This window comes from Nocardioides candidus (assembly GCF_041321175.1).
In the GTDB taxonomy this organism is placed as follows: domain Bacteria; phylum Actinomycetota; class Actinomycetes; order Propionibacteriales; family Nocardioidaceae; genus Nocardioides.
Window position 1 is genome coordinate 43,153 of sequence record NZ_JBGGWC010000004.1, and the last position, 15,079, is coordinate 58,231.

At 70.6% G+C, this 15,079-nt stretch carries 15 protein-coding genes; 3 read left to right on the forward strand and 12 right to left on the reverse strand.

What is annotated here, in order from left to right:
* The first annotated feature begins 66 nt into the window (after nucleotides 1-66).
* Entirely contained in the window at nucleotides 67-642 is a 576-nt protein-coding gene (locus ACAX67_RS17385) for an ANTAR domain-containing protein (RefSeq protein ID WP_370705141.1), read from the forward strand.
* An 11-nt stretch (nucleotides 643-653) separates the two neighbouring features.
* On the opposite strand, the gene prcA is transcribed toward ACAX67_RS17385, so the two are convergent.
* From prcA to dop, 4 genes are read right to left on the reverse strand one after another with little or no spacing between them, the layout of a single operon-like run.
* Entirely contained in the window at nucleotides 654-1,478 is an 825-nt protein-coding gene (gene prcA, locus ACAX67_RS17390; protein WP_370705142.1) for a proteasome subunit alpha, read from the reverse strand.
* Nucleotides 1,475-2,293 carry a proteasome subunit beta gene (gene prcB / locus ACAX67_RS17395; RefSeq protein ID WP_370705527.1) on the reverse strand — a complete coding sequence of 273 codons (819 nt, stop codon included), beginning with the start codon at nucleotides 2,291-2,293 and terminating at the stop codon, nucleotides 1,475-1,477. Before prcB ends, prcA begins: the two co-directional genes overlap by 4 nt.
* A gap of 29 nt (nucleotides 2,294-2,322) precedes the next feature.
* The gene (locus ACAX67_RS17400) at nucleotides 2,323-2,520 is read right to left on the reverse strand and encodes a ubiquitin-like protein Pup (protein ID WP_370705143.1); all 198 of its coding nucleotides are present in this window, start codon (nucleotides 2,518-2,520) and stop codon (nucleotides 2,323-2,325) included.
* 21 nt (nucleotides 2,521-2,541) lie between these two features.
* Nucleotides 2,542-4,050, reverse strand: a complete 1,509-nt coding sequence (dop, locus tag ACAX67_RS17405) for a depupylase/deamidase Dop (protein WP_370705144.1) — start codon at nucleotides 4,048-4,050, stop codon at nucleotides 2,542-2,544.
* 73 nt (nucleotides 4,051-4,123) lie between these two features.
* On the opposite strand from dop, the gene ACAX67_RS17410 reads away from it, so the two are divergent.
* Nucleotides 4,124-4,957: a DUF1206 domain-containing protein gene (locus ACAX67_RS17410; protein ID WP_370705145.1), complete on the forward strand. Its 834-nt coding sequence runs from the start codon at nucleotides 4,124-4,126 to the stop codon at nucleotides 4,955-4,957.
* 57 nt (nucleotides 4,958-5,014) lie between these two features.
* On the opposite strand, the gene arc is transcribed toward ACAX67_RS17410, so the two are convergent.
* The 4 genes from arc to ACAX67_RS17430 all read right to left on the reverse strand — a co-directional run bounded on the left by arc (nucleotide 5,015) and on the right by ACAX67_RS17430 (nucleotide 9,769).
* On the reverse strand, nucleotides 5,015-6,766 hold the full coding sequence (arc, locus tag ACAX67_RS17415; protein ID WP_370705146.1) for a proteasome ATPase: 1,752 nt from the start codon (nucleotides 6,764-6,766) through the stop codon (nucleotides 5,015-5,017).
* Between the two features lie 76 nt (nucleotides 6,767-6,842).
* The gene (locus tag ACAX67_RS17420; RefSeq protein WP_370705147.1) at nucleotides 6,843-7,616 is read right to left on the reverse strand and encodes a glutamine amidotransferase; all 774 of its coding nucleotides are present in this window, start codon (nucleotides 7,614-7,616) and stop codon (nucleotides 6,843-6,845) included.
* A 1-nt stretch (nucleotide 7,617) separates the two neighbouring features.
* Nucleotides 7,618-8,538, reverse strand: coding sequence for a tRNA (adenine-N1)-methyltransferase (locus tag ACAX67_RS17425; RefSeq protein WP_370705528.1), 921 nt, complete (start codon nucleotides 8,536-8,538; stop codon nucleotides 7,618-7,620).
* A 76-nt stretch (nucleotides 8,539-8,614) separates the two neighbouring features.
* The gene (locus ACAX67_RS17430) at nucleotides 8,615-9,769 is read right to left on the reverse strand and encodes a site-2 protease family protein (protein ID WP_370705148.1); all 1,155 of its coding nucleotides are present in this window, start codon (nucleotides 9,767-9,769) and stop codon (nucleotides 8,615-8,617) included.
* A gap of 98 nt (nucleotides 9,770-9,867) precedes the next feature.
* On the opposite strand from ACAX67_RS17430, the gene ACAX67_RS17435 reads away from it, so the two are divergent.
* Entirely contained in the window at nucleotides 9,868-10,785 is a 918-nt protein-coding gene (locus ACAX67_RS17435) for a RecB family exonuclease (RefSeq protein WP_370705149.1), read from the forward strand.
* Here ACAX67_RS17435 and ACAX67_RS17440 read toward each other — a convergent pair.
* From ACAX67_RS17440 to ACAX67_RS17455, 4 genes are read right to left on the reverse strand one after another with little or no spacing between them, the layout of a single operon-like run.
* The gene (locus tag ACAX67_RS17440) at nucleotides 10,746-12,065 is read right to left on the reverse strand and encodes an ABC transporter ATP-binding protein (protein WP_370705150.1); all 1,320 of its coding nucleotides are present in this window, start codon (nucleotides 12,063-12,065) and stop codon (nucleotides 10,746-10,748) included. The genes ACAX67_RS17435 and ACAX67_RS17440 overlap by 40 nt on opposite strands.
* On the reverse strand, nucleotides 12,049-13,104 hold the full coding sequence (locus ACAX67_RS17445; RefSeq protein WP_370705151.1) for an ABC transporter ATP-binding protein: 1,056 nt from the start codon (nucleotides 13,102-13,104) through the stop codon (nucleotides 12,049-12,051). The genes ACAX67_RS17440 and ACAX67_RS17445 overlap by 17 nt, the downstream gene beginning before the upstream one ends.
* Complete coding sequence (locus ACAX67_RS17450) at nucleotides 13,101-14,045, reverse strand: ABC transporter permease (RefSeq protein WP_370705152.1); 945 nt, start codon at nucleotides 14,043-14,045, stop codon at nucleotides 13,101-13,103. The genes ACAX67_RS17445 and ACAX67_RS17450 overlap by 4 nt, the downstream gene beginning before the upstream one ends.
* Nucleotides 14,045-15,073 carry an ABC transporter permease gene (locus ACAX67_RS17455; RefSeq protein ID WP_370705153.1) on the reverse strand — a complete coding sequence of 343 codons (1,029 nt, stop codon included), beginning with the start codon at nucleotides 15,071-15,073 and terminating at the stop codon, nucleotides 14,045-14,047. The genes ACAX67_RS17450 and ACAX67_RS17455 overlap by 1 nt, the downstream gene beginning before the upstream one ends.
* Nucleotides 15,074-15,079 lie beyond the last annotated feature (6 nt).

Genomic DNA, 15,079 nt, shown 5'->3' on the forward strand with positions numbered 1-15,079 from the left:
CATTCGGTGCACAAGTGTGCGCTTCGTGCGCTACCGACGCAGGTCGCGCGCGCGTTGAATGCGGTTGTGTTGGACATCGCCAAGTGCAGGGAGCTCGACGCCGACCGCGTCGCCGGAGATCCCACTGATCGCGCCCTCCTCTCGGTGACCGAGCTGGCGGCCCGGCTCTGCGACGTGGCGCTGGCCGTCGTCAGCATCGACGGCGAGGACGACCTCCCCGGGTCGCTGGCCGACCCCGCAGCCGCCGCCGAGCGCGGCTACGCCTTCCACGTCACCGAGCCGCTCGTCGCGCGCGACGGTAGCGCGCTGGGCGTGCTGTGCCTGCTGTCGCACGAGTCGCGCGAGCTCACCGAGGAGCAGCGCGGCTCCCTGGCCGGCGTCGCCGCGCTGGCGAGCGACCAGGTCGCGCTGCGCAACCAGGCGCGCGAGGCCCGACGGACGGCCGACCAGCTCCAGGACGGGCTGATCAGCAACCGCACCATCGGGAAGGCGCTGGGCCTGATGATGGCGCAGTACGCCCTCGACGACGACGAGGCGTTCACCAAGCTCCGCAACCACTCCCGCGACCTCAACATGAAGATCCGCGACCTCGCCGAGCGGATCGTCGCCCACCACAACGGCGGGACCCGCTCGGCTCGGTGACGCGAGCCCCGTCAGAGCGGGGGCGCGATGGGCGGCTCGCCCTCCCCGGTCGTCCCGCCGTCGTCCGGCGCCGGCGTCTCGGGTACGTCGGGGGCCTGGCTCTCGACCGGTGCGGCCTCGGTGGGGCCACGGTCGCCGAGCAGCTCCTCGAGCCGAGCCGGACGGATGCGCGCGAACTTCCGCGGCTGGGTGCGGGTGCGGTCGAGCACCGCGACCTCGAGATCGGTCACGGGGATCACCCGATCGGTGGTCTGGCCACCCTCCGTCGCGTGCCCGAGCGCCGCAACGGTCACCGCGAGCGCCGCGTCGAGCGAGGCACCGTCCGTGTAGTGCTCGGCGAGGTAGGCCGAGACCGTGTCCGCGTCGCCCCCCATCACGGCATACCCGTGCTCGTCGGCGACGCGTCCCTCGTAGGTGAGGCGGTAGACCTGGTCGTCGCTGCTGTCCTCGCCGACCTCCGCCACGAAGATCTCCACCTCGTAGGGCTTCTCGCCGCCACTGGAGAAGATCGTGCCGAGCGTCTGCGCGTAGGCGTTCGCCAGCCCGCGACCGGTCACGTCGCGGCGGTCGTAGGAGTAGCCGCGCATGTCGGCCAGCCGCACGCCGGCGATCCGCAGGTTCTCGAACTCGTTGTAGCGACCCACCGCCGCGAAGGCGATGCGGTCGTAGATCTCCGAGACCTTGTGGAGTGCCTGCGACGGGTTCTCCGTGACGAACAGGACACCGTCGGCGTACTGCAGCGCCACGAGCGAGCGCCCGCGGGCGATGCCCTTGCGAGCGAAGTCGGCCCGGTCCTTCATCAGCTGCTCGGGCGAGACGTAGAACGGCATGCTCATCGCTGCGCCTCCCCACCCAGGAGCGGGGCGTTGGGCCCGTCGGGACGGTTCATCCGGCCGGCGACCACCTGGTCGGCGATCGCTGCGACGTCCGCGTCGGTGAGCTTGCGCCCGCCGTCAGCGGTGACCACGTAGACGACCGGGAAGATCCGGCGCGTCAGGTCGGGCCCGCCGGTCGCCGAGTCGTCGTCGGCGGCGTCGTAGAGGGCCTGGACGGCGAGCGTGACGCACTCGGCCTCCGAGAGGTCCTCGCGGTAGAGCTTCTTCATGGCCCCGCGCGCGAAGAGGGAGCCGGAGCCGACGGTGAAGAAGTGCCGCTCCTCGTGCCGGCCGCCCGTGACGTCGTAGCCGAAGATCCGTCCGACGCCCTCGTCGAGGTCGAAACCCGCGAACATCGGTACGACGGCCAGCCCCTGCATCGCCATGGCGAGGTTGGAGCGGATCAGCGCCGAGAGCCGGTTGGCCTTGCCGTCGAGGGAGAGGATGCTGCCCTCGATCTTCTCGTAGTGCTCGAGCTCGACCTGGAAGAGCCGCACCATCTCCACCGCGAGGCCGGCGGTGCCGGCGATGCCCACCACGCTGTACTCGTCGGCCGGGAAGACCTTCTCGATGTCGCGCTGGGCGATGACGTTGCCCATCGTCGCCCGCCGGTCGCCGGCCATCACCAGGCCGCCGGGGAAGGTCGCCGCGACGATCGTGGTGCCGTGCGGCGCGAGGTCACCCATGCTGCCCGCCGGGAGCGACTTGCGTGCCGGCAGCAGGTCGGGGGCGTGCTGCCCGAGGAAGTCGCTGAAGGACGAGGTGCCCGGCTGCATGAACGCGGCCGGGATCCGGGGCGAGTCCGTCACTGTCCACCCTTCTGGATGAACGACTTCACGAAGTCCTCGGCGTTGGTCTCGAGGACGTCGTCGATCTCGTCGAGGATCGCGTCGACGTCGTCGTCGAGGGCTTCCTTCCGCTCGGCGACGTCGGACTCGGGGGCGACCTGGGCCGCGTCCTGCTCCTCGCCGCTCTTGCGCGGCTGCTTCTGCTCCTGGGCCATGTCGGAGAGCCTAGCGAGTCGTCAACGGCTGAGGGCGGCGACAAGCGCCTCCGCGGTGTCGGAGGCGTCGATGAGGCCGCCCACGTGGGCCTTGCTGCCGCGCAGGGGATCCATCGTCGGCACCCGCTGCAGCGACTCCCTGCCGGGCAGGTCGAAGATCACGGAGTCCCAGGACGCGGCGGCCACATGGTCGGCGTACTTCTCCAGGCAGCGCCCGCGGAAGTAGGCCCGGGTCTGCTCCGGGGGCTCGGTCATCGCCCGCTCGACCTCGTCGTCGGTCAGCAACCGCTGGATCCGGCCGGCCTTGACCAAGCGGTGGTAGAGCCCCTTCTCGGGCCGGATGTCGGAGTACTGGATGTCGATGAGCTGGAGCTTCGCGTCGTCCCACTCGAGGCCGTCGCGCGAGCGGTACTGCTCCAGCAGCTTCAGCTTCGCGACCCAGTCGAGCTCGTCGGCCAGCGACATCGGGTCGCGCTCGAGCCGGTCGAGCACGTCCTCCCAGCGGGTGAGCACGTCGAGGGTCTGCTCGTCGGCGTCGGCGCCGAGGCGGTCCTCGACGTACTTCCGGGCCAGGTCGAGGTACTCCAGCTGCAGCTGGACGCCGGTCAGCCGGCGGCCGTCCGCCATGGTCACGGTCTGCTGCAGGGTCGGGTCGTGCGAGACCGACCGCAGGGCCGCGACCGGGGTGTCGACCATCAGGTCGGTCGCGATGAACCGGTCCTCGATCATGGCCAGGACGAGTGCGGTGGTGCCGATCTTGAGGTAGGTCGCGATCTCGGAGAGGTTGGCGTCGCCGATGATGACGTGAAGCCGGCGGTACTTCTCCGGGTCGGCGTGCGGCTCGTCGCGGGTGTTGATGATGGGCCGCTTCAGCGTCGTCTCGAGCCCGACCTCGACCTCGAAGAAGTCGGCGCGCTGGCTGATCTGGTAGCCCTGCTCCCGCCCGTCCTGGCCCTTGCCTACGCGGCCGGCACCGCAGATGACCTGCCGGCTCACGAAGAACGGCGTCAGGTGACGGACGATGTCGGCGAACGGCGTCGAGCGACGCATGAGGTAGTTCTCGTGGGCGCCGTAGGAGGCGCCCTTGTTGTCGGTGTTGTTCTTGTAGAGAACGATCGAGGGGTTGCCCGGCAGGTTCTGCGCGAGGCGAGCGGCATCGAGCATGACCTGCTCGCCCGCCTTGTCCCAGCGCACCACGTCGAGCGGGCTGACGACTTCGGGCGTGGAGAACTCCGGGTGGGCATGGTCGACGTAGAGCCGCGCGCCGTTGGTGAGGATCACGTTGGCCAGGCCGAGGTCCTCGTCGGTCAGCTGCGTGGGGTCGGCGACCTGCCGGGACATGTCGAAGCCGCGGGCGTCGCGGAGCGGCGACTCCTCCTCGAAGTCCCACCGTGCCCTTCGCGCTCGCACCGTCGCCGAGGCGTAGGCGTTGACGACCTGCGAGGAGGCGACCATCGGGTTGGCCGTGGGCACGCCCTGCACCGAGATGCCGTACTCGATCTCGGTGCCCATCACGCGCCGCACGCTCATGCCTTCAGCGTACGCGGGAGAGCCGATGGGCATGACGGGCGCGCCAAGCGGGTAGTGACGTGCAGGAGGAAACATGAGCACACATCGCGCGGTCGGCTCGACGACCGAGGGCAAGGCAGACCGAGCCAGGAACAACCCGGCGCTCGAGTGGCTGGCGAAGATCGGCACGGCGGTCTACGGCGTCATGTACGTCGTCGTCGGCTGGCTCGCCGTGCAGATCGCCTTCGGGGACTCCGCAGGGAAGGCGTCCGGGTCCGGAGCGCTGCGGGAGATCGCCCAGCAGCCGTTCGGTGAGCTGCTGCTCTGGGTCGCCTGCGCGGGGTTCGCCGCGCTGGTGGTCTGGAAGGGGTGCGAGGCCGTCGCCGGCTACCCGGACAAGGACGGCGGCGAGCGCGTCGCTGCGCGCGCGGGCTCCGGCGCGAAGGCGATCGTCTTCGCCGTGCTGGCCGTGGCCGCGTTCCAGACCGTCACGGGCTCCTCGGGCGGGGGCAAGAGCAAGGACAGCTACACCGCCGAGGTCATGAAGTGGCCGGTCGGGCCCGCCCTCGTCGTGGCGGTCGGGGTCGCGATCGCGGCCTACGGGCTCTTCAGCATCTACAAGGGCATCTCCGACAAGTGGCAGAAGAGCCTCGAGGCGGGTGGCCGCACCGGGGACATCGGCACCGCCATCACCGTGCTGGCGCGGACGGGCTACTCCGCGCGCGGCATGGCGTTCCTCGTCATCGGCGGCCTGTTCGTGTGGGCGGGCTTCTCGCACGACGCCCGGAAGTCCGGCGGGCTCGACCAGGCGCTCGTGACGCTGCGCGACGCCCCCTTCGGACAGGTGCTCCTCGTCGCCGTCGCCATCGGCCTCGCCTGCTTCGGCGCCTTCAACGTCGCGAAGGCCTGGTACCTCCGCCAGCGCTAGAGCTCGTCGGACCGAAGAACCCCTTGCCGCGTCGGGCCTACGGCACCCTGACCGGGGTCAGAGGTACTGGCCGGTGTTGGAGACCGTGTCGATCGAGCGGCCGGGCTCGGTGCCCTGCTTGCCGGTGATGAGCGTGCGGATGAACACGATCCGCTCGCCCTTCTTGCCGGAGATGCGAGCCCAGTCGTCGGGGTTGGTCGTGTTCGGGAGGTCCTCGTTCTCCTTGAACTCGTCCACGCAGGCCTGCAGCAGGTGCGAGACGCGGAGACCGCGCTGCTGGTGGTCGAGGAAGTCCTTGATGGCCATCTTCTTCGAGCGGTCCACGATGTTCTGGATCATGGCGCCGGAGTTGAAGTCCTTGAAGTAGAGGACCTCCTTGTCGCCGTTGGCATAGGTGACCTCGAGGAAGCGGTTCTCCTCCGTCTCGGAGTACATCCGCTCGACGGCCGCGCGGATCATCCCCGCAACCGTCGCCTGGGGGTCGTTGCCGAACTCGGCGAGGTCGTCGTCGTGGAGCGGGAGCGTCGGCGTGAGGTACTTGCTGAAGATGTCGCGCGCGGCCTCGGCGTCGGGCCGCTCGATCTTGATCTTCACGTCCAGACGGCCGGGCCGCAGGATCGCGGGATCGATCATGTCCTCGCGGTTGGAGGCGCCGATGACCAGCACGTTCTCGAGCAGCTCGACGCCGTCGATCTCGCTCAGCAGCTGCGGGACGATCGTGTTCTCCACGTCGGAGGACACCCCCGACCCGCGCGTGCGGAAGAGCGAGTCCATCTCGTCGAAGAAGACGATGACCGGCGTGCCGGCACTGGCCTTCTCCCGAGCCCGCTGGAAGACCAGTCGGATGTGGCGCTCGGTCTCGCCGACGTACTTGTTGAGCAGCTCGGGGCCCTTGATGTTGAGGAAGTACGACTTCCCCTCGGCACCGGTCTTGGCGGCGACCTTCTTGGCCAGCGAGTTGGCCACCGCCTTCGCGATCAGCGTCTTGCCGCAGCCCGGAGGGCCGTAGAGCAGGATGCCCTTCGGTGGCTTCAGCTCGTGCTCGGCGAACAGCTCGGGGTAGAGGTAGGGCAGCTCGACGGCGTCCTGGATCGCCTCGATCTGGTTGCCCAGACCGCCGATCGACTCGTAGGCGATGTCGGGGACCTCCTCGAGGACCAGCTCCTCGACCTCGGACTTCGGCACGCGCTCGTAGACGTAGCCGGCGCGCGAGTCGAGCAGCAGCGAGTCGCCCGCGCGCAGCGGGGCGTCGCGGAGCGGCTCGGCGAGGCGTACGACGCGCTCCTCGTCGGCGTTGGCGATCACGAGCACCCGCTCGCCATCGGCGAGCAGCTCCTTCATCATCACGACCTCGCCGACCGTCTCGTAGTCGAAGGCCGCGACGACGTTGAGCGCCTCGTTGAGCATGACCTCCTGGCCGCGCCGCAGCGCGTCGAGGTCGACGTTGGGGCTGACCGTCACCCGCAGCTTGCGGCCGCCGGTGTGGACGTCGACGGAGTCGTCCTCGTTGCGTTGCAGGAACGTGCCGAAGCCGGCCGGCGGCTGGGCCAGGCGGTCGACCTCCTCCTTGAGCTTGAGGATCTGGTCGCGGGCCTCGCGGAGGGTGCCGGCGAGGCGCTCGTTCTGCGCGGTCACGGCCGCGAGCGAACGTTGCGCGTCGGCCAGGCGCAGCTCCAGCGAGCGCGGACCGCCGCCCGGCGCGTCGCTCAGTCGGTGTCGCAGGTCGTGGATCTCCGCCTCGAGGTATCGGACCTGTTCCTCGAGCTCGTCACGGCTCTGTCGACGCCCATCGGCTCCCGTGCTCGACATCGGCGCACCTCCTGTCTCCGTCTCCGACCCTACTCGTCAGCCCCGCGCGGAAAAGGTCTCGACCACGGAGCGTCGGTCACGGATTCGTTGCGTCCGCGGGCCCGTCCGACCGGTAGCGGGCGGCGAAGTTCTTCAGGATGGTCATCGGATGCGACACCTCGACCGCCCGAGAGGCCGCGGAGAGGGCGTCCTGCTCCGAAGGGTCGAAGTAGCCGTAGCCGGCATAGACCGCGATGCGGGTCAGCACGCCCTCGAGGTCGAGCTCGGGGTGGAACTGGGTGGCGTAGACGTTGCGGCCCACTCGGAAGGCCTGGACCGGCGCGGCCTCGGACGTCGCCAGGGCCACCGCGTGGTCGGGCAGCCTGGAGATGGCCTCCTTGTGGCCGCCGTACGCCCGGAAGGATCGGGGCAGACCGGCGAACAGAGGGTCGGCCGCGCCGGCCTCGGTGAGCTCCACGCTCACGGGCCCGACGGGCTCCGGGTGGCTCCGGTCGACCACGGCGCCTTGGTGCAGACCGACGGTGCCGATGCCGTAGCAGGCGCCCAGGAACGGGTGGTCGCGTGCCACCACCTCGTCGAGCAGCCGCGCGAGGTCGGTCTCGGCCTGCACCTGCTCCGGGGACTTGCCCTCCTGCGGGTCCGACGCGGTGAACGCGCCCCCGCCGAGGATGATCCCCGACCACGCGTCCAGGTCGACCTCGCCCAGCGGAGCGGTGCCGAGCTCCACGCGCGGCAGGTCGGCCACCGTCGTACCGAGGAAGCGGGCGAAGGCCGCGTGCTCCTCCAGGGCCGCGCGCTCCTCGGTGCGGATCGACAGCAGCAGGAACGGCTTCCCTGCCGCCGTGCCCACCTCAGTCCTCCGCGTCGCCGGAGTCGACCTCCGGGGCGAGAGCATCGTCGGCGCGCGGCCCGGTGTAGTCCGGACCGTAGGCGCCCGGCGCCGGCCGGCGGGTCTTGCGCGGTGCGCGCTCCCCCGGCGCCATCCGGCGTGCGGTGACGAGGAAGGCGGTGTGGCCGATCATCTTGTGTCCCGGCCGTACAGCGAGGCCCTCCACGTGCCAGTCGCGCACCAGCGACTCCCAGGCGGCCGGCTCGGTGAAGCCCCCGTGCACCCGCACGGTCTCCACGAAGCGGGACATCTGCGTGGTCGTGGCGACGTAGGCGCACACGATGCCGCCGGGGCGCAGCGCGTCGGCCGCGGCGTCGAGGCAGTCCCACGGCGCGAGCATGTCGAGGATGATCCGGTCGCAGTGCTCCCCCGACCGCGGCAGCTCCTCGGCGAGGTCACCGATGGTGAGCCTCCAGGCAGGGTGCTGGGCCTCCCCCGCGCCGAAGAACTGGCCGACGTTCTTGCGCGCGACGTCGGCGAACTCCTCGCGACGCTCGTAGGACGACACCCGGCCGTGGGGGCCGACCGCACGCAGCAGCGAGCAGGTCAGCGCGCCCGATCCGACTCCGGCCTCCACCACGTGGGCGCCGGGGAAGATGTCGGCCATCGCGACGATCTGCGCAGCGTCCTTCGGGTAGACGACAGCGGCGCCCCGCGGCATCGAGACGACGAACTCCGACAGCAACGGCCGGAAGACGAGGTACTCCCCGCCCGCGGACGAGGCGACCGTGAAGCCCTCCTCGCGCCCGATCAGCTCGTCGTGGTCGAGGTGGCCACGGTTGGAGAAGAACCGCTTGCCTGCCTCGAGGCAGAAGTTGTGCTTGCGCCCCTTCCCGTCGACCAGGCGCACCCACTCGCCCTCGCGCAGCGGGCCACGGTGCACTCCGGACCACGCCTCGGCGGCGACGTCCCCGGCGTCTCCGGACGCGCCGGCATCGAGTTGGCTCACGGTCCGGACCCTATCCAGCCCGGATGGCGCGCTCCACGTCGGCGGTCGCCAGCACGCCGTAGATGGAACCGTCCGCGTCCATGAGGAGGTACTCGCTGGCGGGCGTCGTGCGGATCGCCTCGACCAGCTCGGAGCCGGTGATCGCCACCGGCAGGCGCAGCCCCGCCTCGAGCGTGCGGGTCACCACCGACGTGGCGACCCAGGGCCGCCGGTCGGCGGGCATCGCGCGCACCGCCGCTTCGTCGACGACGCCCACCGGTGCCCCGCCCGATGTCACGGTGATGATGCTGCCGGCCTGCGCCTCCTGCGCGCGGCGGAGCGCCTCCGCAAGCGGCAGGTCGTCGGGGACGGCGAGCGTACGGCGTGCGAGGTCGCGGGCGACCACGCGCGTGAGGCGCGACCGGATGCGGGCCGACATGATGGCCTGGGTCGCGCCGGACCACAGGAACATCGCGATGACGATGGAGAGCACGTAGTCGACGACGGTGGTCTGCACACCGAAGAACGCGGACTGCGCGACGGGGTAGAACAGCACCGCGACCGCGGTCACCCGGCCGCCCCAGCCGGCTGCGACGACGCCGGTCTCGACGTGCCCGGTCAGCTTCCACACGGCTGCTTTGAGCACCCGGCCGCCGTCGAGCGGCAGCCCCGGCACCAGGTTGAGCAGGCCGATCAGGATGTTGGCCCCGGCCAGGCCCTCCACGACGAGGAGGAGCAGGCCCTCGGGCGTGACGAACCACAGGCCCAGGGCGGCCGCGCCCACGACGAGCGAGGTCACCGGTCCGACGACCGCGATCCAGAACTCCTGGCGCGGGCTGCGCGCCTCGCCCTCGATCGCCGTCACGCCACCCAGGAAGTGGAGGGTGATCGAGTGCACCTGGAAGCCGTAGCGGCGCGCGGCCACCGCGTGCGAGGCCTCGTGGAGCAGGACGGCGCCGTAGAGAGCGACGGCGAAGACGACGCCCACGAGGTACTTCCAGGCGCCGAGGCCGGGCTCGATCTGGTCGACCCTCGGCGCCATCAGCACCGCGATCAACCCGGCGACCAGGAACCAGGACGACGAGACCAACACGTCGCTGCCGGCGATCGACCCGATCCGGAACGTCCCGGGAGGTCGCTGGGCACGACGCTCGGGCCGGTCGTCACCGGGATCGCTGGAGGACACCTTGGAAAGGCTATCCAACGCTGCCCCGGCCGGCCGCTTCGGCGCAGCGACGGGAGCAGTCCGGGCCGGTGTCGGTGGCGTCGCCTACCGTCGTCGACATGTCCACCCCGACCGTCCCCACCGGCATCGAGCCGATCGATCCCGCCGAGCGGGTCGGCACGCGGGTGGACGGCGTCGAGGTGCTCGGTGCGCTGTCCCCCTCGCGCGCGGGCGACTTCCTGGCCTGCCCGTTGCTCTACCGTTTCCGCACGATCGACCGGCTCCCGGAGCCGCCCTCGGTCGACGCGGTGCGGGGCACGGTCGTCCACAAGGTGCTCGAGGACCTCTTCGACCTGCCCGCCGCCGAGCGCACCCCCGAGCGCGCCGACGCGATGGTGGTGCCGTCGTGGGAGGCCGTCCGCGAGGCCGAGCCGGCTCTCGAATCGCTCTTCCCCGCCCACGACGAGGGCGCCGCCCTGGGCGCCTGGCTGGTGTCGTGCCGCGACGTCCTCGCGCGCTACTTCACGCTGGAGGACCCGCAGCGGCTCGAGCCGGCCGACCGCGAGCTCTACGTAGAGACGCTCACCGAGGCCAAGCTCCTGCTCCGCGGCGTGATCGACCGCGTCGACGTCGCCGCCGACGGCTCGATCCGCGTGGTCGACTACAAGACCTCGCGCTCACCGCGGGAGAGCTACGAGGGCAGTGCGCTCTTCCAGCTCAAGTTCTACGCGCTGGTCATCTGGCGGATGCGCGGCGTCGTGCCGAAGCGGCTCCAGCTCATCTACCTCGGCAACTCCGAGGTGCTCACCTACGACCCCGACGAGCGCGACCTGCTGGCGACCGAGCGCAAGATCCACGCGATCTGGGACGCCGTCCGCCTCGCCAAGGAGAGCGGTGACTGGCAGCCCAGCCCCGGCCCGCTGTGCCGATTCTGCTCCCACAAGGCTCTCTGCCCGGAGTACGGCGGCACCCCGCCGCCGTTGCCGGCGGGCCCGCCTCAGCCCGCGGAGGCCGCGTCGGTGCCGCTCTCGGGGTAGAGCACGCACGCGACCTCGACTCCCCCGGCCCTCCGCAGTGCGGGATCGACGCCGTCGTGGAACCGGATGCGCACCCCCGAGCCCTCGTCGGAGATGTCCTCCACGCCGGTCCAGATCGGGTCGTCCGGCACCTCGGCGCGCACACGGTCGAGGAAGGCGCGCGCCTCCCCGGCGCCCTGCCTCCCGAGCGTGGTCGACTTCGACGGCGTGTCGAAGTGGTCGATGTCGCCCACGACCGACTGCTCGGCGGCGTACTCCTCGGGCGTGCGGCGCGTCCAGTGCGCCTCGACCAGCGTGCGGAGGTCGCGCGACTCCCATCCGCAGGTCGAGGTCGCCTCGGGGCAGCGCGGGTGGAACGCGCATCCGAGCGGCGGCGCAGCCGCGTCGGGGATCTCGCCCCGCGGCAGGTCGCGGGGCATGTTCCGCGACGGGTCCGGGTCGGGGATCGCCTTGAGCAGGGCCTTCGTGTAGGGGTGACGAGGGTGGGCGAAGATCTCCTCGGTCGGACCGATCTCCACGATCCGGCCGAGGTACATGATCGCGATCCGGTCGCAGAAGTACTTCGCGCTGGCGAGATCGTGGGTGATGTAGACGTAGGTCAGGCCGAGGTCCTGCTTCAGGTCGAGCATCAGCTGCAGGATCTTCGCGCGCACCGACATGTCGAGCATCGAGATCGGCTCGTCGGCGACCAGCACGCTCGGGTCGGTGATGATCGCGCGGGCGATCACCACCCGCTGCTTCTGACCGCCGGACAGGTCGCGCGGGTACTTCTCGAGGAACAGCTCCACCGGGGAGAGGCCGACCCGCTCGAGCGCCTCGACGACCTTCACGCGGCGCTCGTCCGCCGAGCGCATGCCGTGGACGCGCAGGGCGTCACCGACCGCCTCCTCGATGGTCATCGCGGGGTTGAGGGCGGCGTTGGGGTCCTGGAAGACCATCTGGATGTGCCGGCGCAGGTCGCGCAGGTTGCGGTTGCTGAGCTGCGCCAGGTCCTGGCCCTCGAAGGTGATCGAGCCGCCGGTCGCGGGCGCCAGGCCGAGCAGCGCGCGGCCGAGGGTGGACTTCCCGCTGCCGCTCTCGCCGACGAGGCCGACCACCTCGCCGCGGCGCAGCGTGAGGTTCACGCCGTCGACGGCCTTGACGGTGCCGGCGTCGCGCCCGAACAGGCGCGCGAACGTGCTGCCGCGCAGCCCGAAGTGCACCGCCAGGTCGCGGACGTCGACGATCGTGTCCGCCCCGGTGGCCGACGGCGGGGTCGAGGTCTCAGGCTTCGTCGGCAACGGAGAGCTCCTCCTGCTTGAGCGGCTGCGTGCCGCCGTCCGGGATCTGGTCCTGCGGGCCGTTGAGCCAGCACTCGACCCGACCACCGCCGTGCCGCTCGATGTTGATCGGGTTCTTGGTCGCGCACACCGCCATCGCGTCGGGGCAGCGCGGGTGGAAGCGGCACCCGTCGGGCGGGTCCACGAGGTCCGGCGGAGCGCCCGGGATGTAGTTGAGACCCGTCGTCCGCAACGAGATCGTCGAGCGCAACAGCTCGCGCGTGTAGGGGTGCTGGGGGTTCTCGAAGACGTCGACGACGCGACCCTGCTCCACGATGCGCCCGGCGTACATCACCGCGACGCGGTCGCACGCCTCGGCGACGATCCCGACGTTGTGGGTGATGAGCAGCAGCGACGTGTGGAAGTTGCGGCGCAGGTCGTTGAGGATCTGCACGATCTGGGCCTCGACGAGCACGTCGAGCGCGGTCGTCGGCTCGTCCGCGACCACGAACGCCGGCCGGAGGACCAGCGCGAGGGCGATCATCAGCCGCTGCCGCATGCCTCCGGAGAACTCGTGCGGGTAGGACCGGTAGCGGGTCGGCGGGATGCCCATCAGCCGCAGGACCTCGAGGGCGCGGGCGCGGACCTCGTCCTTGGACAGGCCCGGCTGGTGCTGCTTGATCGACTCCTCGAAGTGCTGGGAGACCCGCATCAGCGGGTTCAGCCGGGTCAGCGGCTCCTGGAAGATCATGCCGAGCTCGTGGCCGCGCATCCGGTAGGCGTCCTTGGTGCGCATACCGAGGATCTCGCGCCCCTTGAACCACACCTCGCCGTCGCGCTTGGCCCCCTGCGGCAGCAGGCCCATCAGGCCGCGGCCCAGGGTCGACTTGCCGCACCCGGACTCCCCCACCAGACCGAGCGTCTCGCCCGGCGCGAGGTCGAAGCTCACGCCGTCGACCGCACGGATGGCGCCGCGGGTGGTGCCGTACCAGACGCGGACGTCGCGCGCCGAGATGACCGGCTCGCCCGGGTCGACCGGCTCCGTGATCTCCACGCTCACCGCTCCTCCTCCCGTGGGGTCATGACCACCGGCAGCAGCCGGCGGCGTCGCAGGGTCGGGTTGAGCGTCTCGTTGAGCCCCTCGCCGACCAGGGTCAGGCCCGTCACCAGCAGCACGATGGCCAGGCCCGGGTAGAGACCCGTCCACCAGACGCCGGAGCCCGCGTCGGCCAGCGCGCGGTTGAGGTCGTGGCCCCACTCGGCGGCGTCGGTCGACTGGATGCCGAGCCCGAGGAAGCCCAGGCCGGCCAGGGTGAGGATCGCGTCGGCGGCATTGAGGGTGCCGATGACCGGCACGCTCTGCACGACGTTGCCGAAGAGGTAGCGGCGCATGATCACGCCGTCGCTCGCGCCGATGGCACGCGCGGCTTCGACGTACGTCGCCTCCTTGGCGCTCACCGTCGTGTTGCGGACCACCCGGAAGTACTGCGGGATGTAGATCACCGACAGCGACAGCGACACCGCGAGCACGCCGCTGAAGCCACCCGGCGGGAGCTTGTTGGTCAGCAGGAACGCGAAGACGATCGCCAGCAGGAACGACGGGAACGCGAACAGCGCGTCCATCACGAGCACCAGGATCCGGTCGATCCATCCGCCGTAGTAGCCCGACACGAGCCCCACCGGCACGCCGACCGCGACGCAGATGACGATCGAGAGCACGACGACCTCGATCGCCGTACGGGCGCCCCAGATGGTGCGCGACAGCACGTCGAAGAGCAGCCGGTCGGTGCCGAAGAGGTGATCACCGGAAGGTGCCTGCCGCTTGACGAACTCGGTGCCGTGCGCCGATGTCTGGTCGAAGCCGTAGGGCGCCAGCCACGGTGCGAAGAGCGCACAGATGAGGAAGATCGCCGTGATCACCAGCCCGATGACGAGCATCCAGCGGGCCAGGCCGGCCGTCTCCGTGAACGGCCGGGCGAGAGCCTTGAGGACCTTGCGCATCAGTACCTCACCCTCGGGTCGATCAGGGCGTTGACGATGTCGACCAGGAGACTGATCAGCACCACCGCCACGGCGAAGATCGTGATGATCCCCTGCACCGCCCCGTAGTCACGGTCGTTGATGTAGTCGACGAGCTTCTTGCCCAGCCCGGGCCAGTTGAACGTCGACTCGGTGAGCACCGCGCCGCCGAGCAGCAGCGCGAACTGGAGACCGATCACGGTGATGACCGGCACGAGCGCGTTGCGGAACGCGTGTCGCCAGGTGACCTTGCTGCGGCCGAGGCCGCGCGCCTCCGCCGCCTCGACGTAGTCGCTCTGCAGGGTCTGGAGGATGTTGACCCGGACCAGCCGGATGAAGACGCCGCAGATCAGCAGGCCCAAGGTCGTCGCCGGGAGGACGAGGTGCTTCAGCACGTCCTCGATGGCCGTGCTGTCGCCGCTCAGGAAGACGTCGATGAGCAGGATGTGGGTCTTCGGCTCGACGGTGAAGACCGTGATCGGGCTCGCCATGCCGGAGGTCGGCAGGCCCAGGGGCTTGGCGACGTACGCCTGGAGCAGGAAGCCGACGAAGAAGATCGGCGCGGCGTAGCTCAGGATGCCGAATAGCCGGATCACCACGTCGGGCACCGAGTCGCGGAACCGTCCCGCGATCAGCCCGAGCGGGATCCCGACCAGCAGCGCCACGATGAAGGCGCACACCGTGAGGGCCAGCGTCGCTCCTCCGTTGTCGCGGACCACGTGCAGCACCGGCTGGTTGTCGCTGAAGGTGCGCCCGAAGTCGAGCCGGGCCACCGAGGAGAGGTAGTCCCAGTACTGGGCCAGGATCGGCCGGTTGAAGCCGAGCGCCTCGCGGCGCTGGTCGAGCGCGTCCTGGTCGAGCTTGCCGCCGAGCGCGGCCGACACCGGGTCACCGGGCGCCACGCGAAGCACGATGAAGACGAGGGTGAGGATCACCCAGATCATCGGGATGACGAGCAGCGTGCGCTGGAGGATGTAGCGCGGCAGCGATCCCGAGGCGGTACGAGTCATGTGTCG

Excerpts from the sequence above, each read along its gene's own strand:
- prcA (WP_370705142.1), bottom strand. The coding sequence starts at position 1,478 with ATGAGCATGCCGTTCTACGTCTCGCCCGAGCAGCTGATGAAGGACCGG.
- prcB (WP_370705527.1), bottom strand. The coding sequence starts at position 2,293 with ATGCAGCCGGGCACCTCGTCCTTCAGCGACTTCCTCGGGCAGCACGCC.
- ACAX67_RS17400 (WP_370705143.1), bottom strand. The coding sequence starts at position 2,520 with ATGGCCCAGGAGCAGAAGCAGCCGCGCAAGAGCGGCGAGGAGCAGGAC.
- dop (WP_370705144.1), bottom strand. The coding sequence starts at position 4,050 with ATGAGCGTGCGGCGCGTGATGGGCACCGAGATCGAGTACGGCATCTCG.
- ACAX67_RS17410 (WP_370705145.1), top strand. The coding sequence starts at position 4,124 with ATGAGCACACATCGCGCGGTCGGCTCGACGACCGAGGGCAAGGCAGAC.
- arc (WP_370705146.1), bottom strand. The coding sequence starts at position 6,766 with ATGTCGAGCACGGGAGCCGATGGGCGTCGACAGAGCCGTGACGAGCTC.
- ACAX67_RS17435 (WP_370705149.1), top strand. The coding sequence starts at position 9,868 with ATGTCCACCCCGACCGTCCCCACCGGCATCGAGCCGATCGATCCCGCC.
- ACAX67_RS17450 (WP_370705152.1), bottom strand. The coding sequence starts at position 14,045 with ATGCGCAAGGTCCTCAAGGCTCTCGCCCGGCCGTTCACGGAGACGGCC.
- ACAX67_RS17455 (WP_370705153.1), bottom strand. The coding sequence starts at position 15,073 with ATGACTCGTACCGCCTCGGGATCGCTGCCGCGCTACATCCTCCAGCGC.